Source organism: Streptomyces griseus subsp. griseus (genome assembly GCF_003610995.1).
Classification (GTDB): domain Bacteria; phylum Actinomycetota; class Actinomycetes; order Streptomycetales; family Streptomycetaceae; genus Streptomyces.
In genome coordinates, this window is sequence record NZ_CP032543.1 from 4,475,535 (window position 1) to 4,498,866 (window position 23,332).

At 71.8% G+C, this 23,332-nt stretch carries 23 protein-coding genes and 1 pseudogene; 13 read left to right on the top strand and 11 right to left on the bottom strand.

Translation table 11 applies throughout. The annotated features are described in order from the left end of the window. Positions 1-121: 121 nt before the first annotated feature. Positions 122-2,167, top strand: a complete 2,046-nt coding sequence (gene recQ, locus D6270_RS20215; protein WP_109164161.1) for a DNA helicase RecQ — start codon at positions 122-124, stop codon at positions 2,165-2,167. Between the two features lie 231 nt (positions 2,168-2,398). Here recQ and D6270_RS20220 read toward each other — a convergent pair whose 3' ends face one another. From D6270_RS20220 to D6270_RS20235, 4 genes are all read right to left on the bottom strand, one after another. Next, positions 2,399-3,130: a GOLPH3/VPS74 family protein gene (locus D6270_RS20220; protein ID WP_109164160.1), complete on the bottom strand. Its 732-nt coding sequence runs from the start codon at positions 3,128-3,130 to the stop codon at positions 2,399-2,401. Then, entirely contained in the window at positions 3,127-4,356 is a 1,230-nt protein-coding gene (fahA, locus tag D6270_RS20225; RefSeq protein WP_109164159.1) for a fumarylacetoacetase, read from the bottom strand. The genes D6270_RS20220 and fahA overlap by 4 nt, the downstream gene beginning before the upstream one ends. Before the next feature lie 162 nt (positions 4,357-4,518). Next, entirely contained in the window at positions 4,519-6,513 is a 1,995-nt protein-coding gene (locus D6270_RS20230) for a CocE/NonD family hydrolase (RefSeq protein ID WP_109164158.1), read from the bottom strand. A gap of 67 nt (positions 6,514-6,580) precedes the next feature. Next, the gene (locus D6270_RS20235; protein ID WP_109164157.1) at positions 6,581-8,080 is read right to left on the bottom strand and encodes a peptide MFS transporter; all 1,500 of its coding nucleotides are present in this window, start codon (positions 8,078-8,080) and stop codon (positions 6,581-6,583) included. A 158-nt stretch (positions 8,081-8,238) separates the two neighbouring features. On the opposite strand from D6270_RS20235, the gene D6270_RS20240 reads away from it, so the two are divergent. From D6270_RS20240 to D6270_RS20260, 5 genes are all read left to right on the top strand, one after another. Then, positions 8,239-9,249, top strand: coding sequence for a polyprenyl synthetase family protein (locus tag D6270_RS20240; RefSeq protein WP_109164156.1), 1,011 nt, complete (start codon positions 8,239-8,241; stop codon positions 9,247-9,249). A gap of 263 nt (positions 9,250-9,512) precedes the next feature. Further along, on the top strand, positions 9,513-10,769 hold the full coding sequence (locus D6270_RS20245) for a LolA family protein (protein WP_109164155.1): 1,257 nt from the start codon (positions 9,513-9,515) through the stop codon (positions 10,767-10,769). 133 nt (positions 10,770-10,902) lie between these two features. Next, positions 10,903-11,886 carry an ABC transporter ATP-binding protein gene (locus D6270_RS20250; protein WP_109164154.1) on the top strand — a complete coding sequence of 328 codons (984 nt, stop codon included), beginning with the start codon at positions 10,903-10,905 and terminating at the stop codon, positions 11,884-11,886. Further along, positions 11,873-12,784, top strand: coding sequence for an ABC transporter permease (locus D6270_RS20255; protein WP_109164153.1), 912 nt, complete (start codon positions 11,873-11,875; stop codon positions 12,782-12,784). Before D6270_RS20250 ends, D6270_RS20255 begins: the two co-directional genes overlap by 14 nt. A gap of 230 nt (positions 12,785-13,014) precedes the next feature. Next, the gene (locus D6270_RS20260; protein WP_109164152.1) at positions 13,015-13,605 is read left to right on the top strand and encodes a TetR/AcrR family transcriptional regulator; all 591 of its coding nucleotides are present in this window, start codon (positions 13,015-13,017) and stop codon (positions 13,603-13,605) included. 20 nt (positions 13,606-13,625) lie between these two features. On the opposite strand, the gene D6270_RS33845 is transcribed toward D6270_RS20260, so the two are convergent. Beyond that, complete coding sequence (locus D6270_RS33845; RefSeq protein WP_109164151.1) at positions 13,626-13,952, bottom strand: cold-shock protein; 327 nt, start codon at positions 13,950-13,952, stop codon at positions 13,626-13,628. 281 nt (positions 13,953-14,233) lie between these two features. Here D6270_RS33845 and D6270_RS20270 point away from each other — a divergent pair, with 281 nt between their 5' ends. Both D6270_RS20270 and D6270_RS20275 read left to right on the top strand, forming a co-directional pair. Further along, entirely contained in the window at positions 14,234-14,782 is a 549-nt protein-coding gene (locus D6270_RS20270; RefSeq protein ID WP_109164150.1) for a hypothetical protein, read from the top strand. A 116-nt stretch (positions 14,783-14,898) separates the two neighbouring features. Further along, positions 14,899-17,010, top strand: a complete 2,112-nt coding sequence (locus D6270_RS20275) for a SpoIIE family protein phosphatase (protein ID WP_109164149.1) — start codon at positions 14,899-14,901, stop codon at positions 17,008-17,010. Between the two features lie 57 nt (positions 17,011-17,067). Here D6270_RS20275 and D6270_RS20280 read toward each other — a convergent pair whose 3' ends face one another. Further along, positions 17,068-17,874 carry an HAD family hydrolase gene (locus D6270_RS20280; RefSeq protein ID WP_109164148.1) on the bottom strand — a complete coding sequence of 269 codons (807 nt, stop codon included), beginning with the start codon at positions 17,872-17,874 and terminating at the stop codon, positions 17,068-17,070. A gap of 224 nt (positions 17,875-18,098) precedes the next feature. On the opposite strand from D6270_RS20280, the pseudogene D6270_RS34040 reads away from it, so the two are divergent. Continuing rightward, positions 18,099-18,437 (top strand): annotated as a pseudogene (locus D6270_RS34040) (putative adhesin); the annotation flags it as partial. 23 nt (positions 18,438-18,460) lie between these two features. On the opposite strand, the gene D6270_RS20285 reads toward D6270_RS34040, so the two are convergent. Next, a complete protein-coding gene (locus D6270_RS20285) occupies positions 18,461-18,676 on the bottom strand; it encodes a DUF397 domain-containing protein (RefSeq protein WP_109164147.1) in 216 nt (71 codons plus the stop codon). Continuing rightward, complete coding sequence (locus tag D6270_RS20290) at positions 18,673-19,533, bottom strand: helix-turn-helix domain-containing protein (RefSeq protein ID WP_391040143.1); 861 nt, start codon at positions 19,531-19,533, stop codon at positions 18,673-18,675. Before D6270_RS20290 ends, D6270_RS20285 begins: the two co-directional genes overlap by 4 nt. A 73-nt stretch (positions 19,534-19,606) precedes the next feature. Here D6270_RS20290 and D6270_RS20295 point away from each other — a divergent pair, with 73 nt between their 5' ends. The 3 genes from D6270_RS20295 to D6270_RS20305 are packed head-to-tail and all read left to right on the top strand — an operon-like array spanning position 19,607 to position 20,819. Further along, complete coding sequence (locus tag D6270_RS20295) at positions 19,607-19,867, top strand: hypothetical protein (protein WP_109164146.1); 261 nt, start codon at positions 19,607-19,609, stop codon at positions 19,865-19,867. After that, positions 19,864-20,235 (top strand): hypothetical protein, encoded by a 372-nt coding sequence (locus tag D6270_RS20300; RefSeq protein WP_109164145.1) that lies wholly within the window; start codon positions 19,864-19,866, stop codon positions 20,233-20,235. The genes D6270_RS20295 and D6270_RS20300 overlap by 4 nt, the downstream gene beginning before the upstream one ends. Before the next feature lie 41 nt (positions 20,236-20,276). Then, positions 20,277-20,819, top strand: a complete 543-nt coding sequence (locus D6270_RS20305) for a hypothetical protein (protein WP_109164144.1) — start codon at positions 20,277-20,279, stop codon at positions 20,817-20,819. 83 nt (positions 20,820-20,902) lie between these two features. On the opposite strand, the gene D6270_RS20310 is transcribed toward D6270_RS20305, so the two are convergent. Together D6270_RS20310 and D6270_RS20315 are read right to left on the bottom strand one after the other, a co-directional pair. After that, a complete protein-coding gene (locus tag D6270_RS20310; protein ID WP_109164143.1) occupies positions 20,903-21,292 on the bottom strand; it encodes a VOC family protein in 390 nt (129 codons plus the stop codon). Between the two features lie 112 nt (positions 21,293-21,404). Further along, the gene (locus tag D6270_RS20315) at positions 21,405-21,860 is read right to left on the bottom strand and encodes a VOC family protein (protein WP_109164142.1); all 456 of its coding nucleotides are present in this window, start codon (positions 21,858-21,860) and stop codon (positions 21,405-21,407) included. 22 nt (positions 21,861-21,882) lie between these two features. On the opposite strand from D6270_RS20315, the gene D6270_RS20320 reads away from it, so the two are divergent. Further along, entirely contained in the window at positions 21,883-22,518 is a 636-nt protein-coding gene (locus D6270_RS20320) for a CGNR zinc finger domain-containing protein (protein ID WP_225976913.1), read from the top strand. 88 nt (positions 22,519-22,606) lie between these two features. Here D6270_RS20320 and D6270_RS20325 read toward each other — a convergent pair whose 3' ends face one another. Then, positions 22,607-23,317, bottom strand: coding sequence for a carbonic anhydrase (locus D6270_RS20325; RefSeq protein ID WP_225976914.1), 711 nt, complete (start codon positions 23,315-23,317; stop codon positions 22,607-22,609). Between the last annotated feature and the right edge of the window lie 15 nt (positions 23,318-23,332).

Sequence of the window (23,332 nt, forward strand, 5' to 3'; positions counted from 1 at the left end):
GAGGCGCCTATCGTGGTCGGGGACGGAGAGCGGACGGACAAGGGCCGGACGGCGCGGACGGCAGGTCTTACGGACCGGACGGCCGGGGGCCTCGGGGGACAGAGCATTGGAAAGCGTGACCATGGATGTGACCGGGACGGCGACCGGCGACGGGACCGACACCGCTGACAGCTCGGAGACCGAGGCGCAGCGGACGCTGCACCGGGTCTTCGGATACGACGCGTTCCGCGGTGAGCAGGGCGCGGTCATCGAGCATGTGGTGGGCGGCGGGGACGCCGTCGTGCTCATGCCGACCGGCGGCGGAAAGTCCCTCTGCTACCAGATCCCGTCCCTGGTCAGGCGCGGTACCGGGGTCGTCGTCTCCCCGCTGATCGCTCTCATGCAGGACCAGGTCGACGCCCTGCGCGCGCTCGGTGTGCGGGCCGGCTTCATGAACTCCACGCAGGACTTCGACGAGCGCCGCTCCATGGAGGCGCAGTTCCTCGCGGGCGAGCTGGACCTGCTCTACCTGGCGCCGGAGCGGCTGCGGCTGGACTCCACGCTCTCGCTGCTGGCCCGGGGCGAGATCTCCGTCTTCGCGATCGACGAGGCGCACTGCGTCGCCCAGTGGGGCCACGACTTCCGCCCGGACTATCTGGCCCTGTCCGTGCTCGGCGAGCGCTGGCCCGACGTCCCGCGCATCGCCCTGACGGCGACCGCCACGGACGCCACGCACCAGGAGATCACCCGCCGCCTCGGCATGCCGGACGCGAAGCACTTCGTCGCCAGCTTCGACCGCCCCAACATCCAGTACCGGATCGTCCCGAAGTCCGACCCCAAGAAGCAGCTCCTCACCTTCCTCCAGGAGGAGCACGAGGGGGACGCGGGCATCGTCTACTGCCTCTCGCGCGCCTCCACGGAGAAGATCGCGGAGTATCTGACCCGCAACGGCATCAACGCCGTGCCGTACCACGCGGGCCTCGACGCCTCCGCGCGCGCGACGCACCAGGCGCGCTTCCTCCGTGAGGAGGGCCTCGTCGTCGTCGCGACCATCGCCTTCGGCATGGGCATCGACAAGCCGGACGTCCGCTTCGTCGCCCACCTGGATCTCCCGAAGTCCGTCGAGGGGTACTACCAGGAGACCGGCCGCGCGGGCCGGGACGGGGAGCCGTCGACGGCCTGGATGGCGTACGGACTCCAGGACGTCGTCCAGCAGCGCAAGCTCATCCAGGGCGGCGAGGGCGACGAGGCCCACCGCCGCCGGGCCGCCGCCCACCTGGACTCGATGCTGGCGCTCTGCGAGACGGTCCAGTGCCGCCGGTCCCAGTTGCTCACCTACTTCGGCCAGGAGCCCACGGCCGCCAACTGCGGCAACTGCGACACCTGCCTGACCCCGCCGGAGACCTGGGACGGCACGGTCGTCTCGCAGAAACTGCTCTCCACGGTGGTGCGCCTCAAGCGCGAGCGGAACCAGAAGTTCGGCGCCGGCCAGATCATCGACATCCTGCTCGGCCGCAAGACCGCCAAGGTCATCCAGTTCGACCACGACCAGCTCTCGGTCTTCGGCATCGGCGAGGAGCTGGCCGAGGCGGAGTGGCGCGGCGTGGTCCGCCAGCTGCTGGCGCAGGGCCTGCTCGCGGTGGAAGGCGAGTACGGCACGCTGGTCCTCACCGACGAGAGCGCCACGGTCCTCGGCCGCGAGCGCGAGGTCCTGCTCCGCAAGGAGCCGAAGAAGCCCACGACCCGCTCGTCGTCCTCGCCAGGCGGCTCCAAGTCCGCCAAGGGCAAGGCAGCGGTGGCCGACCTCCCCGCCTCCGCCGTCCCGGTCTTCGAGGCGCTGCGCGCCTGGCGCGGAGCGACGGCCAAGGAACAGGGCGTCCCGGCGTACGTGATCTTCCACGACGCGACGCTGCGGGAGGTCGCGACGGTCCACCCGACGTCACTGGCGGAGCTGGGCGGCATCAGCGGCCTGGGCGAGAAGAAGCTCGCGACGTACGGGGAGGGCGTGCTGGAGGTCCTGGCGGAGGCGGCTCCCGGAGCGGCAGCTCCGGAACCCTCCGCGCCGACGCCCCCCGCACCCCGCACGGCAACGCCCCCGGCCCGCACGAAGACTCCCGCGGCCCCGGCCGCCCCGCACCACAGCGACCCCGAGTTCGCCTGGGACGAGGAGCCGCCCGAGTACCAGTGAGGTGCGCCCGGGCGGTGGGGCCTGGGCGGATGTCCAGGTCATCGGCGGTCCGGCCGCCTTCGGGCGGGACCGTCCACGACGGCTCGGGCCCCTCGGCGTCGTCGTACGTCGGTGTCGGCCTGCCGGGAAGTCTCGCGGCCCGGACCGGCCCCACCGCCGGGAACGGATCACGCTCCCCTGAGCGTGAGAACGCCTCACGCACTGCTGACCGGAACACATCCCCCGGGCCCATCAGTCGCCGCCCCCGCCGCAGCCACTGCCGCAGCCGCCCCCGCCGCTGTCCCCGCTATCCCCGCTGTTCCCGCTGTCGCCGCTCCCGCCGTCGTCTCCGCCGCTGCCGGACTCGTGCTTCTTGACGTTGTGGTGGACGGCCATCGCCGTCCACTGGGAGCGGCGCAGGACCTTCATCGCCGTGCGGCCGGGGCGGCCGTTGCGGGTCAGTCGGCCGGCGAGGCCGATCGCGGAGACCAGGGCGGCCAGGACCTGGTCTCGGTGATCCGGGTAGCCCGCCTCCTCGGCCAGGGTGAACCGCCTGCGGATGCCCGGTACGAGGTCCGGGTGGACCGGGAAGTGGCGGTGGTACGGGAACAGGCCGAGGAAGCGGCGGGTCTCCCGGGACAGCAGGGAGCGCTCCACCAGGGAGTCCAGGTACCTCTCCCGGACATGCCGGTCGAAGTCGTCCACCCACTGCCGGGCGCGCATCCCGGAGCGGCGGCCCTTGGACTGGGGCAGGGTCCGCAGCAGGCCGGCGAGGTGCGGGTCGGCCGGGGGCAGCGGGTTCACCACCTGGACCCGGCCGTGCTCCTCGCGTATGCGCCCCTGGAGCTCCAGCTCCGCGAGGGCGGCGCCGGCCGTCCCGTACGCCAGGAACGCGGCCTTGCACAACGGCTTGCCGCTCCCCGGGTCCAGGGTGAGCAGGATCAGCTCCTCGGGGAGCGTCAGTACAGGAGCCTCGTACGTCATGGTGCCGTGACGATCCTGCCGGTCACGTCGCCGAGGCCCACGCGGGTGCCGTGCGGGCCGGGGGCCCAGGCGGTCAGCGTGACCGTGTCGCCGTCCTCCAGGAACGTCCGCTTGCCCTCGGGGAGTTCCAGCGCGTCGCGGCCGTTCCAGGTGAGCTCCAGGAGGGAGCCGCGCTGGGTGGTCTCGGGGCCGCTGACCGTGCCGGAGCCGTAGAGGTCACCGGTCCGCAGCGATGCGCCGTTCACCGTCGTGTGGGCGAGCTGCTGGGCGGCCGTCCAGTACATCGAGGCGAACGGCGGCTCGGCGACGACCTGGCCGTTGATCTCGACCGTGATCCGGATGTCGAAGCCGCCGTGCTCCTCCTCGTTCGCGTCGTCGAGGTAGGGGAGGAGGGGAACGTCCCGGGCCGGCGGGGTGGTGCGGGCCGCGTCCAGGGCCTCCAGCGGGGTGACCCACGCCGATACGGAGGTGGCGAAGGACTTGCCCAGGAACGGGCCGAGCGGCACGTACTCCCAGGCCTGGAGGTCGCGCGCCGACCAGTCGTTGAGCAGCGAGAGCCCGAAGACGTGCTCGCGGAAGTCGGCGAGCGGGACCGGGGTGCCGTGGGCGGAGGGGACGCCGACGACGAAGCCGACCTCGGCCTCGATGTCCAGCTTCACCGAGGGCCCGAAGACGGGTGCCGGGTCGGTGGGCGCCTTGCGCTGGCCGCTGGGGCGCACCACGTCCGTACCCGAGACCACGACGGTGCCGGAGCGCCCGTGGTAACCGATCGGCAGATGCTTCCAGTTGGGGGTGAGCGCGTCGCCGTCCGGCCGGAAGATCTGCCCGACGTTGGTGGCGTGGTGCTCGCTGGCGTAGAAGTCGACGTAGTCCGCGACCTCGTACGGCAGGTGCAGGGTCACCGCGTCGACCGGGTGCAGCAGCGGTTCGATGTCCGCGCGGTGGCCCGGGACCGTCAGCCAGGCGGTGAGCGCGCGGCGCACATCCCGCCAGGCGGTGCGGCCCGCCGCGAGCAGCGGCGTCAGGCTCGGCTGGGCCAGCAGCCCGGCGTACGGGGAGCCGAGCGCGTGGGCGGCGGCGCCGGCGTCCAGCACGTGGTTGCCGATGCGGACGCCGACCCGGCGGTCCTCGGGGTGGTCGGGGGTGGAGAACACACCGTAGGGGAGGTTGTGCGGGCCGAAGGGGTCGCCCTCGGGCAGGTCGAGCGGGCTGCTCTGCTCGGGCATGTGTTGCTGCCTCGCTTTCCAGGTCGTGTGGAGGACACGTTACGTCGGAGGCCCTGCCCCACGGCAGTGCCCTGACTATCACCAACTGCACGTATTGCCCGGAAAGTTCGGAGGGTCCCCCCGGAAATCCGGGGGGACCCTCCGGTGCGGCCTTCGGCCGGCTCAGCCCGCCGTGCGCGGAATGCGCTTCTCCCACGTGCGGTGGAAGACGATCTCGCCGCCGTCCTTGCAGATCACCTCGTTCGAGGTGATGAAGTCGTTGTCGTCGGCGGCGATCTCGGAGCTCGTCTCGATCTCCACGTCCCAGGCCATCTCCGGCCGGTGCAGCCGGATCCGCCAGTCGCTGCGGGTGCGTGCGGAGAGCGGGTCGTCCTGCTGGATCGTGTACGTCTCCAGCGCGTCCTCGGTGAATTCGAGGCCGTCGGGGTAGACCCGCGTACCGCCGTAACGGGGGTCCACCTCCAGCCGCCACTCGCCCTTGGCGACATCGCGGACGACGAGCCGTTCGGGGCGCGGCTCCTCCAGGGTGACCGGGTGGACCACCCCGAGCGGTTCGGACTGTTCCGGTTCGCCGAAGGTGATCCCCGGGTCCTCCGTGTGGCGGCGCACCGGCAGTTCCACGAAGCTGCCGTCCGCGTCCAGCGTGAACCCCGCCGAGCCGGCCTGCGGCCAGATCCAGGGCCAGTACGAGGAGGAGACCGCGAGCCGGATGCGGTGGCCGGGCGGGAAGGTGTGGCCGATGCCGTTGAGGTCGAAGGTGACGGACTCCGTCTCGCCCGGTGTCCAGTCGTCGATGCGGTCGCGGCCGTGCCGGGCGGCGAGGTTGAGGACGCCCCGGGTGACCAGGGTGGAGGAGCCGTCGGGCGCCACGTCGCAGAGCCGGGCGATGGCCTGGCCGCGCGGGACGTCCATCCGGATGCGGAGCTTGACCCGGGGGCGGCCGAGGATCTCGATCGGCGCCTCCTCGACCGGGAACTCGAACGACACCGACTTCGCGTCCTCGTCCCGCTGGTCCGGCGGCAGGTCCGCGTCGTTGCCGAACGGGAAGAAGCGTCCCGCGTCCAGGCCCGTCTGCTGCGGCGAGGCGACGATCCGCTCGCCGCCCTGGAGCGCGTACGCCACCGGGTTCACGTTCTCCGAGGGCCAGCTCGCGTCCCCGACCCAGCGCCCGGGCAGCGTCTCGTACACCGTGGCGGGCAGGTGCGAGCCGCTGATCCAGGACCGCAGCAGCGGCTCCCGCATCACCCCCGTCTCCTTGCCCTTCAGGTGCTGGTCCCACCAGCGCAGCGTCTCCTGGAGGAAGCCGATCGCGGGCCCCGGCGGCAGTCCCCGGTCCGGGTACTGGTGCGACCAGGGGCCGATGATCCCGCGGACCTGCCCCGGGCCGAGGTGTTCGACCAGGCGGAGGACGGTGTCGCGGTACGGGTCGTGCCAGCCGCCGACCGCGAGCACGTTCGCCTTGATCGCGCCGTAGTCCTCGCAGACGCTGCCGTGCTTCCAGTAGCCGTCGCGGCTCTGGTGGGCCAGCCAGGTGTGGATGAACGGCTCCACCGCCTCCAGCCGCTCGAGCCACATCTCCTTCCACTCGTCGCCGACCTGCGCCGGGTCCGGCGGGCGGGAGACGAAGGCGAGCATGGTGGCGGCCCAGGCGTGCATGTCGACGGCGAGGACGGAGCCGCCCATGTAGTGGACGTCGTTGTCGTAGCGGTCGTCGGCCGAGCAGACGGTGACGATCGCCTTCAGCGGCTCTGGGGCGAGCGCCGCGATCTGGAGCGAGTTGAAGCCGCCCCAGGAGATGCCGAACATCCCGACCCGGCCCGAGCACCACTCCTGCTGGGCCAGCCAGTGGATGACGGCCACCCCGTCCTGGAGCTCCTGCGCGTCGTACTCGTCGCCCGGCAGCCCCTCGCTGTTGCCGTGGCCGCGTACGTCGACCCGTACGGAGGCGTAGCCGTGGCCCGCGTACCAGGGGTGGCGCTGCCAGTCGCGGGGCGCGGTCCAGTCGCCGAGCCGGTAGGGCAGGTACTCCAGCAGCGCGGGGACCGGTTCGTCGGTCAGGGGGCGCCAGATCCGGGCGTAGAGCCGGGTACCGCCGGGCAGCGGGATGTACACGTCCTCGCGGATGGTCTCGTACGGGAACTCGGTCGTGATGTTCATGGGTCACCTCGGTGGGGGACGGGGGACGCCTTCTTATGGGGACGCGGCGCCTTCTTTCGGCACGGCGCTAGTGGACGGGGTGCATCGTGCGCTTCAGCCAGGGCGCGGCGGCGATCATCGCGATCCCGGCCGCCACCGCGATCGCCCCGTTGACGCCGAAGTACGCCGGGTTGGAGACCTGGCCGTACAGCTTCACGATCTGGGCCTGGATGCCGTTGGCGACGGCCAGGGACAGGAACCACAGGGCCATCGTCTGGCTGGCGAACGCCTTCGGGGCGAGCTTGCTGCTGGCGGAGAGCCCGGAGGTCTCCAGCAGTACGTCACCGAGGCCGAGCAGCAGGTAGGAGCCGACGATCCACCAGGCGGCCATCTTGTACGTGTCGTCCGCGTGCCCGGACGTCGGCAGGACCATCAGCAGGAACGACAGGCCGCCCAGGATCACCCCGAAGGCGATCTTGTTGGAGGCGTGCGGCTGGCGGCGGCCCATCCTGACCCAGGTGGCGGCCACCACGGGCGCGAGCGCCACCTCGAAGGCGCCGAGCGCGGAGGCGTACCAGCTGGCGGGGAAGGTGAAGCCGAGGACCTCGGTGCGGGCGTTGGTCGAGGCGAGCAGGATCATCGTCGAGTACGCCTGGAACAGGATGAAGTTGAAGACGACGGACCCCAGGAAGAGCACGACGTACGGCCGCAGCCTGCCGCGCTCCTCCGCGGTGACCCGGGGGCTGCGGAACATCACCACGAAGTACGCGATCGGGGCGATGATCGAGACCACCGTGAGCACGTCCACGAACCGGTCGATGGTGAGCCAGCCCGCCAGCGCCAGGGCGGTGGCGACGAGGGCGGCCAGGACGGCCCCGCCGATGATCAGCCGCACCGCGCGGCGCATGGCGGCCGGGGCGAGGGCGAATTCGGCGCCCTCCTTGCGTCCGACCAGGTGACGGCGGCCCGCCACGTACTGGATCAGACCGAAGGTCATCCCGATCGCGGCGGCCGAGAAGCCCCAGTGCCAGCTCGCGTGGTCGCCGAGCCAGCCGGTGATCAGTGGTCCGGCGAAGGCGCCGATGTTGATGCCCATGTAGTAGAGGGCGAAGCCCGCGTCGCGCCGCTCGTCGTCGGTGCGGTAGAGCTTGCCGACCATGGAGGCGACGTTGGGCTTGAGCAGGCCCGTTCCGGCGCTGATCAGGCCGAGCCCGACCCAGGTCATCGCGTCGGTGGGCACGGCCATGGAGTAGTGGCCGCAGGCGATGAGGATGCCGCCGTACAGCACGGCCCGGTACGAGCCGAGGATCCGGTCGGCCAGCCAGCCGCCGGCCACGGAGACCAGGTAGACGAGGGTGCCGTACGCGGCGGAGACGGAGGCGGCGGTGCCGGGGTCCATCCCCATGCCGCCGTCGGCCACCTTGTCGGCGAAGAACAGCACCAGGATCGCCTGCATGCCGAGGAACGAGAACCGCTCCCAGACCTCCAGGCCGGACAGGGTCATCAGGCCCCGCGGCTGGCCGAAGAAGGCGCGGTCGTCCTCGGGCGGCGGCTGGGCCGGCTCGGTGTCGGCGGTGGTGTGGGACAAAGCGGAGACTCCTGATCGTATGAGCTGATCCCGAACATACCGGCGGTGGTGGGAAGCCGCCCACGGTGATCCATACGAGACCGGATACGCTGAGTTGATTCGAGAGACAGCGACACATCGACAATGAGTGTGATCGTCAGCAGACAGGAGATGCCCTCGTGACCGTCGTCGGGCCGTTCGGACTGCACGTGCGGGACCAGGCTCTTGAGGCCGACGTCCAGACGGGCCTGGCCGCTGTCGAAGCAGGGCTCCTCGAAGCCACCAAGAGTGATGTGCCCTTCATCACGGAGGCCGCCCAGCACCTGGTGCGGGCGGGGGGCAAGCGGTTCCGCCCGTTGCTGGTCATGCTCGCGTCACAGTTCGGCGACCCGGACGCGCCGGGTGTCGTCCCCTCGGCCGTCGTCGTGGAGCTGACCCACCTGGCCACGCTGTACCACGACGACGTGATGGACGAGGCCGACGTACGCCGCGGGGTGGAGAGCGCCAACACCCGCTGGGGCAACTCGGTGGCCGTCCTCACCGGCGACTTCCTGTTCGCCCGCGCCTCGCACATCCTGGCCGACCTCGGCCCCGAGGCCGTACGCATCCAGGCCGAGGCGTTCGAGCGGCTCGTCACCGGCCAGATCCTGGAGACCGCGGGCCCGCGCGACGGGCGCGACCCGGTCGACCACTACCTTGACGTGCTCAGCGGCAAGACCGGCTCGCTGGTCGCCGTCTCCGGCCGGTTCGGTGCCCTGATGGCCGGGGCCGACGAGCGCACCGTGGACATCCTCACGCAGTACGGGGAGCGGCTCGGCATCGCCTTCCAGCTCGCCGACGACGTACTCGACATCGCATCGGACACCCACGAGTCCGGCAAGACCCCCGGCACCGACCTGCGCGAAGGTATCCCCACCCTCCCGGTGCTGCGGCTGCGCGCCCAGGCGGCGGCCGACGGCAAGCCCGACGACCTGGAGCTGGTGGAGCTGCTCGACGGCGACCTCAGCGACGACGGCACCCTCGCCGAGGCGCTGCGCCGGCTGCGCGCCCACCCGGCGCTGGAGCAGGCCCGCCAGGACACCGTCCGCTACGCCCAGGAGGCGCGCGCCACGCTGGCGCCGCTGCCCGAGGGGTATGCGAAGTCCGCGCTGGAGGAGCTCTGCGACGCCGTGGTGCACCGCGCGGGCTGAGAGCACGAGGCGCTGCCCTCCCCTGGTTGATGACACGTCACCCCATAGGACGCCGCAGGGGCCTACCCCTACGGGATGGCTGATGTGGTCCGTCCGGTTGTCATACCGGAGCAGTAGTCAGGTTGATCCCCCGGGCTGACGCTTCAGGCGGCCCGATTTGGTCAGATGGATACCAACCACTTCTGACCACATCGGGTGAGCATGGCGGCAGGGAGTGGACGAGCAACCGGACGGAAGCCGCCGACCACGGAGGTAGGGCACACATGGCACCGAACGACAGCGCGGAGACCACCGGCGAGGCCACGGGCACTGTCGTGGGCCGCCGGAAGGCGGCGCGCTACATCGTCCCCGTCGCGGTCGCGGGAGTGGCGGCCGCGACCATCGGGCTCGTCCCGGCACTCGCCAACGCCGGCGACCCGGACCTGCCGAAGATCAGCGCACAGGAACTCATCGAGAAGATCGCCGCTTCCGACGAGGAGCAGCTCTCCGGAACCTTCAAGATCAGCACGGACCTCGGTCTGCCTCTCGACGGCCTCGCGGGCTCGTTCCTGCCCGGCGCCGACGGCGACGGCAAGGGCGCGGGCACCGCCGCACCGCAGGACAAGCTCATGGAGCTGACGTCCGGCACGCACACACTGCGGGTGGCCGTCGACGGCCCGGAGAAGCAGCGGCTCTCCATCCTCGGCAAGGCCTCCGAGTACAGCGTCATCCACAACCAGGGCGAGGTCTGGGCGTACGACTCGAAGTCCGACGAGGTCTACCACGCCGAGGCGCCCGAGGGCGCGGACGCCGGGAAGGGTGCCTCGAAGGCGCCCAAGGACCTGTCGGCCACCCCGAAGGACTTCGCCGAGCAGGCGCTCGCGGCGGTCGGCGACACCACGTCGGTCACCGTGGACGGCACCGCGCAGGTGGCGGGCCGTGACGCGTACCAGCTGGTCATCAAGCCGAAGCAGGACGGCTCCACGGTCGGTTCGGTACGGATCGCGGTGGACGCCGAGAACGGCGTACCGCTGAAGTTCACGCTGTCCGCGGCGAGCGGCGGCAAGGCCGTGGTCGACGCGGGCTTCACCAAGGTGGACTTCGCCAAGCCCGCCGCCTCCTCGTTCGACTTCACCCCGCCCAAGGGCGCCAAGGTGACGGAGGCCGACGAGCTGGAGACCGGCAAGGACGAGAAGGGTGCGGCGCGCAAGGCGCTCCCGGAGCAGTTCTCCGGGCAGATCCCCGGCCTGGAGGGGCTGGCGGACTCCGAGGGCGTCAACGTCATCGGCAAGGGCTGGACGTCGGTCGCCGCCATCGAGATCCCCGGCGGCAAGGGCCTGCCCACGGCGGGCTCGGGCGACGTCCCGGCCGAGGCCCAGGGCTTCCTGGACGCGCTCGGCGACAAGGTCACCGGGAAGTTCGGCTCGGGCACGGTCTTCAAGACCCGCCTCGTCAACGCCCTGGTGACGGACGACGGCAAGGTATATGTCGGTGCGGTGACGAAGGACGCGCTGGTACGGGCGGCCGACGGCGCCAAGTAGGCCTTCGGGATCACCCCCGGGCCGTCCCGGGCCTCTGGGCCGTCCCGGGGTCACCCCCTGGCCGTTCCGCCCCGCCGTGCACCCGCGCGGCGGGGCGGAACGGCCCCCGCATGTGCTGAGAGGTGCGACCGGCATGACGGACACAGCGGCGGCCCCGCCGCGCACGGACCCGGGCCCCACCGCCCCCGTGATCGAGACGCGCGGCCTCACCAAGCGCTACCGAGGCGGTCAGCCCGCGGTCGACGGCCTCGACCTCACCGTTCCCGGCGGCAGCGTCTTCGGCTTCCTCGGCCCCAACGGCTCCGGCAAGACCACCACCATCCGGATGCTCATGGGCCTCATCGACCCCACCTCCGGCACGGCCAGCGTCCTCGGCCGCCCCATGCCCCAGGCCGCCCGTACGGTCCTCCCGGAGGTCGGCGCGCTGATCGAGGGGCCCGCGCTGTACGGCTACCTGAGCGGCCGGGACAACCTTCTCCGGTACGACCGGGCCGACCCCACCGCCGACCCGCGCACCCGCCGGGCCCGCGTCGCGCACGCCCTGGACCGGGTCGGCCTCGCCGCCGCTTCGGGCAAGAAGGCGAAGGCGTACTCCCTCGGCATGAAACAGCGCCTCGGGCTCGCCGCCGCCCTGCTGCGGCCCCGCCGCCTGCTCGTCCTGGACGAGCCGACCAACGGCCTCGACCCGCAGGGCATGCGGGAGATCCGCTCCCTGGTCCGGGAGCTGGCGGCCGAGGGGACCACGGTGTTCCTCTCCTCGCACCTGCTGGACGAGATCGAACAGGTCTGTACGCACGCGGCGGTGATGGCCCGTGGCCGGCTGCTGGCCCAGGGCCCGGTCGCCGAACTCGCCGCGCGGACCCGTGGCCGGCTCGCCGTCACGACCCCGGATGCGGCCGAGGCCGCCCGCATCCTCGACGGGCACGGCCTCACCGGCCTGAGCGTGGCGGGCGACCGGCTGACGGCCGATGCCCCGCCCGCCACCGTGGACCTCGCGGACCTCAACGCGGCGCTGGTGGGCGGCGGGGTGCGGGTGCGGTGGTTCGGGATCGAGGGCGGGTCGCTGGAGGACGCGTTCGTGGCACTGACGGGAGAGGGATTCGATGTCGCAGGCTGAGGCCCCCACGGCTCCGGAGAGCACCGGGCCCCACCCCCGCAACCGCCGCAACCCCCTCTGGACCCTCGGAATCCTCCGCTCCGAGATCCTCACCACCATGCTCCGCCGCCACCGCACCTACGCGCTCCTCGCGGTGCTCGCCGCCGTCCCCGTACTCATCGGGATCGCGGTCCGCATCGAGACGGGTGGCGGCGGAGGCTCCGGGGGCGGGCCGGACGGCGCGGGAGGTCCGGCGTTCCTCACGCAGGTCACCAACAACGGCCTCTTCCTCGTCTTCGCCGCCCTCGCCGCCACGCTCCCGGTCTTCCTCCCGATGGCCGTCGGGGTGGTCGCGGGCGACGCAATCGCGGGTGAGGCGAGCGCCGGAACCCTGCGCTATCTGCTGGTCGCTCCGGCGGGTCGGACCCGGCTGCTTCTGGCCAAATACGTCTCGGTCCTCACCTTCTGCCTGGTCGCGACCTTCGTGGTGGCGGCCTCGGCGCTGGTGGTGGGGGCGCTGCTCTTCCCGGTGGGGGAGGTCACGACGATCTCCGGTACGCGGATCAGCTTCGGCGAGGGTCTGGTACGGGCCGGGCTGACGGCGGCGGTCGTGGCGGCGTCGCTGGCGGGGTTCGCGGCGCTCGGGCTGTTCGTCTCGACGCTGACCAACAGCGGGATCGCGGCGATGGCGGCGACGGTCGGGCTGCTGATCACGGTGCAGATCCTGGACAGCATCCCGCAGCTGAGCGCCGTCCACCCCTATCTGTTCCCGCACTACTGGATGTCGTTCGCGGACGTCCTGCGGGAGCCGGTCCACTGGGAGGAGCTGAGCCGGAACTTCCAGCTCCAGGGCCTGTACGTGGCGGTGTTCGGCTCGGCGGCCTGGGCCCGCTTCACGGCGAAGGACATCACGGCCTGAGCGGGCGCACGGAGTCCGTCACCTGGCCGGATCGGATCGGCGGGCGGTCGTCCATGCCGTCGGCCGGGCGAGCCGTCCCCCGATCGGCTCGTCGCGGCACGAACGGCACGAACGGTGCGGAGAGATGGGAACAACACGACACGGTACGTTCCGTTTCCGCTTGGGTATTGTTCGGCCTATGACGACGACCTGTCAATAAGGAATGGCTCAAACCGTCCTATGCTCACCGGATGATCACACCGCCCAGTAGCCTGCGCCGCAGCGAGAGGGCGCGCCGCGCGACGCTGCGGGCCGCCCTCGATCTCTGTACGGAGAAGGGGTACGGGCGCGTGACGATAGAGGCCATCGCGGCCCGCGCCGGGGTGAGCAAGAAGACGATCTACCGCTGGTGGCCGTCAAAAGGGGCGGTCCTGCTGGAGGCGTTCACGGACGCCCTGGTGGACGCCACGCCGTTCGTGGACACGGGCGACATCGGTGCCGACCTGCGCACCCACGTGGCGGGCGCGGTCAAGCTGCTCACCGTGCCGCCCTTCGGCCCGGCCTACGCGGGCATCCTCTCCGAACTCCACCACGACGACGTCCTCGCCCAGGCGCTGAGGGACCAGTTGGTCGACCCACGCGTCGAGGAGGCGGTGGCCCGGCTGCGCAGCGCCCAGGCCCAGGGCCAGATCCCGCCCGGCGCGAACCTCCCGCTGGCCGTGGAGATGCTGTACGGCCCCGTCTACTACCGCCATGTCCTGCGCAAGCCGGTCCAGGACGAGCAGACGATCGCCGACCTCGTGGCCCATGTGCTGCGGGCGCTGGGGGCACCGGGGTACTGACGCGCTGACCGCCCGGGAGGTCAGGAGCCCGAGTCGAACTCGATGCGGACATCGGACAGCGCGTCCACATCCGCCTCCTCGTCGTCCTCGTCCTCGTCCTCGGCGTCGTCCCAGCCGGTGCCCGGGTCGCCGGGCTGCTGTACCCGCAGTGCGCGATAGGAGTAGCCGTCCTGTTCGGCCTCCTCCCAGGTGAAGAGGACGGTCTCGCCGGGGTCCAGGGAGGCGAACGCATCCGGGTCCGGTGTACGGACGGCCGAGAAGTGGGTCCAGACCTCGCCCGGGACCTCGGGCGAGACCAGGACGCCCCAGCCGGATTCGTCGTCCCAGGAACGGACGGTGCCGCGCACCGGATGATTGCTGATGATTCCCCCTGCGGGCGGGACCTGGTGATTGCCGAGGATGCGGCCCCACCTTTTTATCGCCCATGATCGAAAAGATCAAATCTCTTTAAAATCACTGGCGTTGTGCGCGATTCGGATGATGGGCTCAAGGTGACCGAGCGGCACCTGTTGCTGCTCACATCCGAAACGGGGAAGTCTTGCGGAAAGAACGGAACGAACTGATCCAGCCCTTGGACGTGGCACCGACTTCGGCGCGAAGCGTGAACGTGGGGAGGCGGGCAGGGCGCGTGGCCCTCGTGGCCGGTGTGGCCGGAGCGCTGGTGCTCGGCACGCTTGGTGTCGCACAGGCGGCGCCGTCACCGGCGGCCCAGGAGACGACCGTCTTCACGCCGAAGAAGCAGAGCTACAAGACGCCCAAGAAGAAGCAGAAGGCCGGAATTCTCAACGCCCAGGTCAAATTGACGGGCAAGTACCCGACCTACTACCCGATGGCCTGGTCCTTCAAGGTCACGAACAAGAAGCTGAAGGCCATCGCGCGTTCCAAGATGAACTGCACGGCCACCGGTCTCAACGGTAAGTACCACGACAACCACCCCGCCATCCCGGTCGGTTACGAGTGGCACTCCAAGGTCGGCAGCAAGAAGCGCCCGCACAAGAAGAAGAAGGTCTACACCCTCTCCGGAACCTGTGTGTTCAAGGTGGAAGTGGCCGGCAAGCCCGGCAAGGCCACCGTCGGATTCTCCTTCAAGTACGCGATGAACCCGGGCAAGGGCAAGAAGACCGCGTCGCGGAGCGCCGCTCCGGCCGTCACGACCAAGGTCGTCCTCGACGGCTGACCGTCACACCTCCGCCCCTCACCGGTGGCCGCTCCAGCCATGCAGGGTGATGCTGGACCGGCACGTGCCGGTGCTCCGGTGCATCGGTGCGCCGGAGCCGGAGGGTGGGTGGAGCCGTGTCGTACGCCGAGACCCCGGCCGGACCCGGAACCCCTCCGGGCGGCCTGGACGACGCCCTGCTGAAGGTGCTGTTCGCCCAGAGCGCCGTAGGCCTTCTCGTGCTCGACCCGCAGCTCAGGCTCGTCCGCGCCAGCTCCCTCGTCGAGGGCGCCGGGACCGAGGAGTACATCGGGCTCCCCTTCACCGAGGCCTTCCGGCTCGACGACCCGACCGGCTGCGAACAGCTCCTCGAACGTGTCCTCGCAGGTGAGGGGCCGGTACGCGAGCATCTCGTACGCGGCCGGCTCCGCTACGTCCCCGGCGGCCGGACCTTTCTGGTCTCCGCCTACCGCCTCGACGGCCCGGACGGCCCCGACGGCCCGGTGCTCGGGCTGCTGAGCGCCGTCGTCGATGTCACCGAGCGGGAGCGGGCCCGGGCCAGGCGGGCAGCGCTGGGTGCCGTACGCGACGCGGTCGGCGGCTCGCTGGACGTGGCCACCACCTGCCGGGCCTTCACCGACGCGCTGGTGCCGCGGTTCGCCGATCTCGCCGTCATCGAGGTGGTGGACGAGGTCCTGCGTGGGGCCGACCCGCCGGTGGGCCCGCTGCCGCCCGACACCCCGCTGCGCCGCGCGGCGAGCGGCCGCTGCGAGACCGTCGAGAGGGATGAGGTGATCCGCGGCCACCCGGTCGGCGGGACCCGCCGCCTCCCTCCCCGTACGCCGTACGCGCTCGCCGTCGCCGACCTGCGCCCCCGGCTCGTCCAGTTCACCGCGGAGACCTCCTGGCTGGACGCCGACCCGGACGGCTCCCGCGCCCTCGCGGAGACCGGCGCGCACTCGCTCATCGTCGTGCCCCTCACCCTGCGGGGAGCCGTCCTCGGGCTGGTCAGCCTCTACCGCTGCGGGGCCGCCGAGCCGTTCGACGAGGAGGACGTGTCCCTCGCCCGTACGGCGGCCACCCGCGCGGCCCTCGCCATCGACAACGCCCGCCGGTACGAGCGCGAGCACGTCATCGCCTCCACCGTCCAGCGCCGCCTCCTCCCGCAGGCCGAACGCCACCAGGCCGCCGTGGAGACCGCCCACGTGCTGCTGCCGGGCCGGGACAGCGGCTGCTGGTTCGACACGATCGCGCTCTCCGGCGCCCGTACGGCACTCGTCGTGGGCGGGGTCGCGGGGGAGGGGCTCCAGTCGGCGATCGCCATGGGCCAGCTCCGTACCGTCATCCAGGCACTCGCCGGCCTCGACCTGGAGCCGGAGGAGGTACTGGCCCGTCTCAAGGAGACCGCCGACCGGCTCGCCCACGAGCGCGCGGCCCTGCCCCCGGGCGACTCCCTTCAGGGCGAGGAGCTGCGGGCGGGATGCGTGTACGGGGTCTACGACCCGTTCACCCGCACCTGCACGGTCGCCCGGGCCGGGCACCCCGCGCCCCTGATCGTCGGCGCCGACGGGCAGCGGATCACCGTCGACGCCCCCGAGGGCCCCGGTCTCTTCGCCGACGACAGCGCCCTCTTCGCACCCGCCACCGTCACCCTGGAGGAGGGCAGCCTCCTCGCGTTCTGCACGGCGGAACTGCTCGCCGACGAGCACGCCGAGGAACGCATCACACGGGCCCTGGCCCGCCCCGGCCGCAGCCTCCAGCAGCTGGGCGACGACATCGTGTACGCCCTCCCCGATGACACCCGGTCCGCCGGGGCGGCGCTGCTCCTGGCCCGTACGGGTACGGTCTCCGACCACCGGGTCGCCACCTGGGACCTGGCCCAGGACCGCGCCACCCCCGCCACCGCGCGCCTGCTCGTACGCGACCGGCTCCAGGGCTGGGGGCTGGACGAGGACACCGTCGACGCGACCGAGCTGATCGTCAGCGAACTGGTCACCAACGCCGTCCGCTACGGAACCCCGCCGCTCCGCCTCCGCCTCCTGCTGGACACCAGCCTCACCTGCGAGGTCCACGACGGCTCCACGGCCTCCCCGCACCTGCGCCACGCCCACACGGTCGACGAGGGCGGCCGGGGCCTGTTCATCGTCTCCCGCCTCGCCGCCCACTGGGGAGCCCGGCACGGACCGGACGGCAAGGTGCTGTGGACGGAACAGGACCTTCCGGGCGGCGGTGCGCACCAGGTGTGTTGACCCGCGGGGTTGGTGACGCGGCAACCACGGCGACGCGGTGTCCACGGCGACGCGGCCTCAGCCGAACAGTCGCTCCAGCACCTCCGCCACCCCGTCCTCCGCGTTCGTCGCCGTCACCTCGTCCGCCGCCGCCCGCAACTCGGGGTGTGCGTTGCCCATCGCCACCCGGTGGCCGGAACGGCGGAACATCGGCAGGTCGTTGGGCATGTCACCGAACGCGATCGTTCCCTCCGCCCCGATCCCCAGCAGCTCGTGCGCCGCCGCGATCCCGGTCCCCTTGTCCACCCCGTACGGCGCCAGCTCCACCGTCCCGGGCCCCGCCATGCTGACGCTCGCCAGATCCCCCACCGCCCCGCGCGCGGCGGCGGCCAGCGCGTCGTCACCCAGCTCCGGGTGGCGGACCAGCACCTTGATGACGGGCCGCTCCAACAGGGCGTCGCGGGAGTCCACGCGGAGGGCGGGGAGCGTCGGATTCGGCATCCGGTAGCCGTTCTCGATCAGGGTGACGCCGTCCGCCCCGTCCTGGTCCACGGCCGCGAACACCGCCCCGACCTCAGCTTCCAGCTTGCCGAGCGCGGTGTCGGCGGCCTCCCGGTCCAGGGTCACCGAGCGCAGGAGCCGCGCGCTGTCGGCGTCGTACAGCTGCGTGCCCTGACCGCAGACGACGAGCCCGCTGTACGCCAGGTCCGCGACCAGCGCCCGTATCCCGGGGACCGGCCGCCCGGTGACGATCAGGTGCCGGGCCCCGGCGGAGACGGCGACGGCGAGGGCTGCGCGGGAGCGGGCGCTGACGGTGTCGTCCGGGCGCAGCAGGGTGCCGTCCAGGTCGGTGGCGACGAGGGCATATGCGGGTGGCGTGGGCATGGGGCACAGCCTAGAAGGGCCCGGAGGGCCGCTTGCGCGGGAGGGGAGCATCCGCTAGGCGGTACGCGTGGGGGCACGGCCGGTGGCTCCGCCCGGCCGCCCGCCCGCTCGCCGAACCCCCCCCGCGAGCAGCCGCCGCATACCGATCGCGCGCCCGCCCGACCCGAGACCGGCCTCGGCGGCGGTGGCGGTGGCGTGCTCGTCCAGGAGCCGTTCGACAGCGCATGCCCGCCGCCCGCCAGACGGTCAACGCAGGCACGAACGATGAGTGGGAGGTCCACAACACGGCCGGCCGCACGGACGGGATCGTCCTCAGCGGCCACGGCTCCTGGGACCGGGCGAACGGCGAGTTCCGGGGCCCGACGGACGTCAGGCCGCACACGTACTGCATGCACGGCGCCACGGTCCTCGACGTCAGCGGAGCCCGTGTGGAGACGGGCGACCAGGACTTGCTGCCCCAGCACATCCCTGACGGCCGCACCACCGTGCCCGACTGCACGATCCATGACTCGGGCAACAGGAAGCCCCACCGCACACCTGCGGTGGGGCTTCCCTGCCAGGCGTCCGCGCGCGGCCGGACGGCTGCTCAGACGGCGCCGAACTCCCCGGCGCGGACGCCCGCGACGAACGTGGTGAACGCGGTGGCGGGGACGGTGAGGACCGGGCCGGTGGTGGTGTCGTTCTTGGAGTCGCGGACGGGGACGATCCCGTGCGGGGCGGCGAGGTTGGTGGCGACCTCGACGCACGCGCCGCCGTTGTTGCTGTACGAGGACGTGAACCAGCGGGGGGTCTCGGTTGTCACGTGATGCCCTTTCGCAACTGCTGGACGATGTCGACGGAGGCCGCCTGTGAGGGTGCTACCGCCTGCAGCCGATGGTAGTCGGCGAGCAGGGGGAGGACACCGGTGGTTTCCCTTTCGACGTAGCCCTGTTGTGCGGATTCGGCGTACGAGACGATCGACCGGTCCACCATGGTCAGGATGTAGACCGGCAGGTCGAACGGGCGGCGCTCTCCCAGGTCGAAGGGGGCCACCTGAAGGATCGTGTTGGGCAGTTCGGCGAAGTCGATGAGGTGGTCGTACTGCGCCTTCATGACCTCCGGACCGCCGATGGGCCGACGGAGACAGCTCTCGTCCAGCATCGCGAAGACCATCGTCTCCCGGCCCGCGAAGACCGCCTCCTGTCGTTGCGCGGTGACCGCGACCCGCTCCTGGGCCTGCTCGGCAGTGATGGTCCCGCGCCGGACGGCGCTCTCCGCGAGGACCGTCGCGTACTGCTGGGTCTGGAGCAGCCCCGGCATGACACCGACCTCGTACAGCCGGATCTCCGCCGCCCGGCCCTCCAGGCCGAGGAACTCCGGGAAGCCCGCCAGCAGGCTGCCCTGCTTGATCTCCCGCCACTCGCGCTCGAAGGACTCGGGGCTGCCGATCAGGCCGAAGATCTTATCGGCTCTCCGTGAGAAGGGCAGGGTTGCGGACTTACGGCCGGTTTCCATCGCCGAGATATGCCTGCCGCTGCATCCGGCCTGGTCGCCCAGCTCGTCCTGCGTCCAGCCCCGCGCGTCCCGTAACTGGCGCAGACGCGCACCGTACGCCGCCTGCGGACTGGCCTCAGGACTCAGTTCCTTGCGATACATGAACGTGCCCTCCCGTACGGCCATGTTGAAGACACTTCGACGGTAGGTCACGCTGAGCCTCCCCGGTAGTCGTATGGCTACAGAGAGGAGTCTTTTGGTGTACGGCGAGAACGTCTGCCCGAATCACGAGCGATGCCCTCGCGTCCCCGATCCCGGAACTCTCCTGGTGGATACCAGCCGTAGGGACCGCGTGGGGGAGTTCCGAGGGGTCGCCGGCTTCTACTGGTCGCTGCGGCCGGTGGGCGGTGGCATCGAGTGGGAGGTGGAGCCCCGCTACGTACGCCCCGCGCTCCTCATGGAACAGCTCCGCGCCCGTACCGCCCGCCTCAACGCCCGCAGCCGGGGAGAGGTGCTGTGAACCCCGCCCAGGCGCCCACCTGTTGGTACGTCGCCGAGAGCCGCGCGGGCGATGCCGTCAGCTCCGTCCGGCTCGGCGGGGTCACCGCTCCGACCCGACGGCTGGCGCTCCGGTGGCTGCGGCGGCAGGCGCGGCGGTTCGCGGACGCGCTGGATCCCGACCCGTACGCCCCCTGGGTGCCGGCGCACGCCCTGCACCCGGTCACCCGCGCTCCGCGCGATGCCCCGGCCGAACTCCGTGCCTGGGCGGGCAGTTTGCGGGAGCACGACTACGCGCTGCTGCGGCTCGCGGACGGGCTGCCGTACGAGTTCGTCGCCCGCGACGCCCTGGCCTGGTACGGGCTCGTCGTCCGTCCGATGAGCCGGTAGCCCGAGAAGCCTTTTCTCCTAATCACCAAGGAATCACCGACGTGTTGCAGTGCACCGCCTTCGCCGAAGTCCCCGAGATGGGCACACTCGTCGTGCTCACCGCCATGAACCCCGAACCCGGCCGGACCCCCGGGGCACCCGGCGTACCGGAACTGCCCGAACTGGACGATGTTCTGCTGTGCGAACTGGGCGAGCACGACGACAGGACCGAGCACGCCGCACAGCTCTGGGCGGGCGAGATGGCCGCCTCGCGGGACCTGTGGATGTTCTGGGCCGATGCGGACGGCCGGCGCAGGTTCCGGTTCGCCGAACTGCCCCCGTGCCCCGCCGTCATGCGCACCCTGGCCACCGGCGAGCGGGAGGTGTGCGTCCTGTTCGACCGCCACTCCGCCCCGCACTCCTGGGACGTGACCGATCCGCTGGGGGACCTGATGGCGGAGCGGCTGCGGCAGGAGGTGGAGCGGGAGCGGGGAGGGGCGTCGGACGGGGGCGCGGAGAGGGGCGGAGGGGGAGAGGGAGAGGGGGGTGGGGAGGGTGAGGGGGACGCGAACGGGGGTGGTGCCGGTGTTACGCCCTCCGGTTAACCGCGCGCCCCGTCCCGCCCAGCCCAGCCCCGCCCTGTCCCGTTCCGGCCCGCCACGTCCTTGCCTTGCTTCGCCCCGGCCGCCTATCCGCCCTGCGCGATCTGGATCAGGTTGCCGCACGTGTCGTCCAGGACCGCCGTCGTCACCGGGCCCATCTCCAGCGGCTCCTGCGTGAACCGCACCCCGAGCCCGCGCAGCCGGTCGAACTCCGCCCGTACGTCGTCCACGGCGAAGGCGGCGGCCGGGATGCCGTCCTCGACCAGGGCCGTCTTGTACGGGCCGACGGCGCGGTGGCGGTCCGGTTCCAGCAGGAGTTCGGTGCCGTCGGGGTTCTCCGGCGAGACCACGGTCAGCCAGCGGTCCTCACCGCCCAACGGCACGTCGTGCTTCTTCACGAACCCCAGCACGTCCGTGTAGAAGCGCAGGGCCTTCTCCTGGTCGTCGACGAAGACGCTGGTCAGGTGGATCTTCAAGGGGTTCTCCTGGTTGAAGAGTGAGCGGGAGTGCTCTTGACGCTCTTGAAGCTCACGCGTGACCTATGGGTTGACGTGGCCTCTTGGTTGACCAGCGTGACTCATGAGCCGGCTAGTTGACGCAGAACTCGTTGTCCTCAGGATCCGCGAGTACGAGCCAGCTCCCGCCCGGTTCGTCAACCGCGCGCAGGATGCGCGCACCCAGCGCCACCAGTCGTTCCGCCTCCGCGTCGCGCTCGCCGGGGCCCGTGTGCACGTCGATGTGGAGGCGGTTCTTGACCGTCTTCGGCTCCGGCACGCGCTGGAAGAGCAGCCGCCGCCCCAGCCCCGTACCGCTCGTCTCGTCGTAGGGGTCGTCCGGGTGCCGTGCCGCCGCGAGGTCGCGCCAGGCGCGGCGGCCGTGGGCGTGGGTGGTGATGGCCTCGGGGACGGCCCCGGCGGCGAGCAACTGCTCCACCAGCGCGCTGTTGTCCTCGACGAGGTAGCCGAGAGCCTCGGCCCAGAAGCCGGCCTGGGCGTGCGGATCGGCGCTGTCGATGACGAGCTTCCAGGACAGGGTGCGTGTCATGGAAACCGTTCATAGTGGTTACATGAGTGCGAGCGCAATGGACACGCCGGGACGGCAGGGGCTTCCAGGGATGCTGCTGGTGCATCCGGACGGCAGCTCGTTCCGGTTCGACCCGGGCGCCCTGTGTCTGGAGCTTCTGCCGACCGGTGGACCGGGGCCCCTGGCGTACTTCGAGGTGCTGCACGGGCCCGAGGCTCTGGTGCGCTGGGCGGGGGAGAGCCGGCTGGCCGGTGGGCTGGACCTCGCCGTGAGCCCGGCCGAGGTGGCGGCGGCGCGCCGTCTGCGGGACGCGCTCCGGCGGCTGGCGGAGGCCCGTGCAACCGGGTTGCCGCCGGCGCCGGAGGACCTCGCCGCCGTGAACGACGCGGCGGCGCATCCGCCCTTGGCCGCCCGGCTGACCGGCGCGGGGGCGCGCGAGTGGGCGGCGGGCGCGACCGGGAGCGGGCTGCTCTCCACCGTCGCGCGTGACGCCGTCGACCTGTTCACCGGGGCGTACGCCCACCGGATCCGTACGTGCGGCGGCGACGACTGCCGCCTGCTGTTCGTCGACACCTCACGGCCCGGCAGGCGGCGCTGGTGCTCCATGGAGCGGTGCGGCAACCGCCACAAGGTCCGGGCCCACCGCGCCCGGATGACCACGGCCGACGAACGGGGCTGACCCGAGGGGGCCCGGCCGGGCTGGGAGGGCCCGGTCGGCCGGAGGCGGGTCGGCGGGAGGCGGGTTGGCGGGAGGCGGGTCGGCGGGATCACCCCACCCGGTGCACCGACTGCGTGCCCAGTTCGTAGCGTGCGCCCACGATCGCCAGCTTGCCCGCCTTGACCTTGGCGGCGAGATCGGCCTCACGGGCCAGGCGCGAACGCACCAGCCGCACCTGCGCGTCGACCGTCGCGTCCACCCGTGCGTCACCGTGGTGCGTGTGGTCGATCGCGGGCTTGATCTGGTCGGCTATGTACTGGATGTGGGCGGGCAGCGACGCCCCCGTCTCCTCCGCCTCCACGGCGGCGGCTACCGCCCCGCACGCCTGGTGGCCGAGGACCACGACCAGGGGGATGCCCAACTCCAGGACGCCGTACGCGATGCTGCCGAGGACCGCCTCGTCGAGGACCTCACCGGCGGAACGTACGGTCATCAGGTCGCCGAGCCCCTGGTCGAAGACCAGCTCGGGCGGAACGCGGGAATCGATGCAGCCGAGGATGAGGGCGAACGGGTGCTGGCCGGAGACCAGCGACTGGCGCAGCGGGCGCGCCTCGTGCGGGTGCCGCTGGTGCAGCGTGCGCCACCGCCGGTTGCCCGCCGAGAGCTCCGCCAGCGCGGCGGCAGGGGTTTCGGGTCTGGGGGAGGGCCGTCTGGGAGCGGTGGCTCCGGCCGGGGAGGCGCCGGTGACGAGGCCGCTTCCGGCGGCTACCGCCGCGGTGGCGACGGAGGCGCGGAGCAGTGCGCGGCGGCTGGTGGCCACCCGTGTTTGATCATG

Coding starts and splice junctions, on each gene's coding strand:
- recQ (WP_109164161.1), top strand. CDS start 122: ATGGATGTGACCGGGACGGCGACCGGCGACGGGACCGACACCGCTGAC.
- D6270_RS20220 (WP_109164160.1), bottom strand. CDS start 3,130: ATGACGTACGAGGCTCCTGTACTGACGCTCCCCGAGGAGCTGATCCTG.
- fahA (WP_109164159.1), bottom strand. CDS start 4,356: ATGCCCGAGCAGAGCAGCCCGCTCGACCTGCCCGAGGGCGACCCCTTC.
- D6270_RS20230 (WP_109164158.1), bottom strand. CDS start 6,513: ATGAACATCACGACCGAGTTCCCGTACGAGACCATCCGCGAGGACGTG.
- D6270_RS20245 (WP_109164155.1), top strand. CDS start 9,513: ATGGCACCGAACGACAGCGCGGAGACCACCGGCGAGGCCACGGGCACT.
- D6270_RS20250 (WP_109164154.1), top strand. CDS start 10,903: ATGACGGACACAGCGGCGGCCCCGCCGCGCACGGACCCGGGCCCCACC.
- D6270_RS20255 (WP_109164153.1), top strand. CDS start 11,873: ATGTCGCAGGCTGAGGCCCCCACGGCTCCGGAGAGCACCGGGCCCCAC.
- D6270_RS20260 (WP_109164152.1), top strand. CDS start 13,015: ATGATCACACCGCCCAGTAGCCTGCGCCGCAGCGAGAGGGCGCGCCGC.
- D6270_RS20280 (WP_109164148.1), bottom strand. CDS start 17,874: ATGCCCACGCCACCCGCATATGCCCTCGTCGCCACCGACCTGGACGGC.
- D6270_RS20290 (WP_391040143.1), bottom strand. CDS start 19,533: ATGGCCGTACGGGAGGGCACGTTCATGTATCGCAAGGAACTGAGTCCT.
- D6270_RS20315 (WP_109164142.1), bottom strand. CDS start 21,860: ATGACACGCACCCTGTCCTGGAAGCTCGTCATCGACAGCGCCGATCCG.
- D6270_RS20320 (WP_225976913.1), top strand. CDS start 21,883: ATGAGTGCGAGCGCAATGGACACGCCGGGACGGCAGGGGCTTCCAGGG.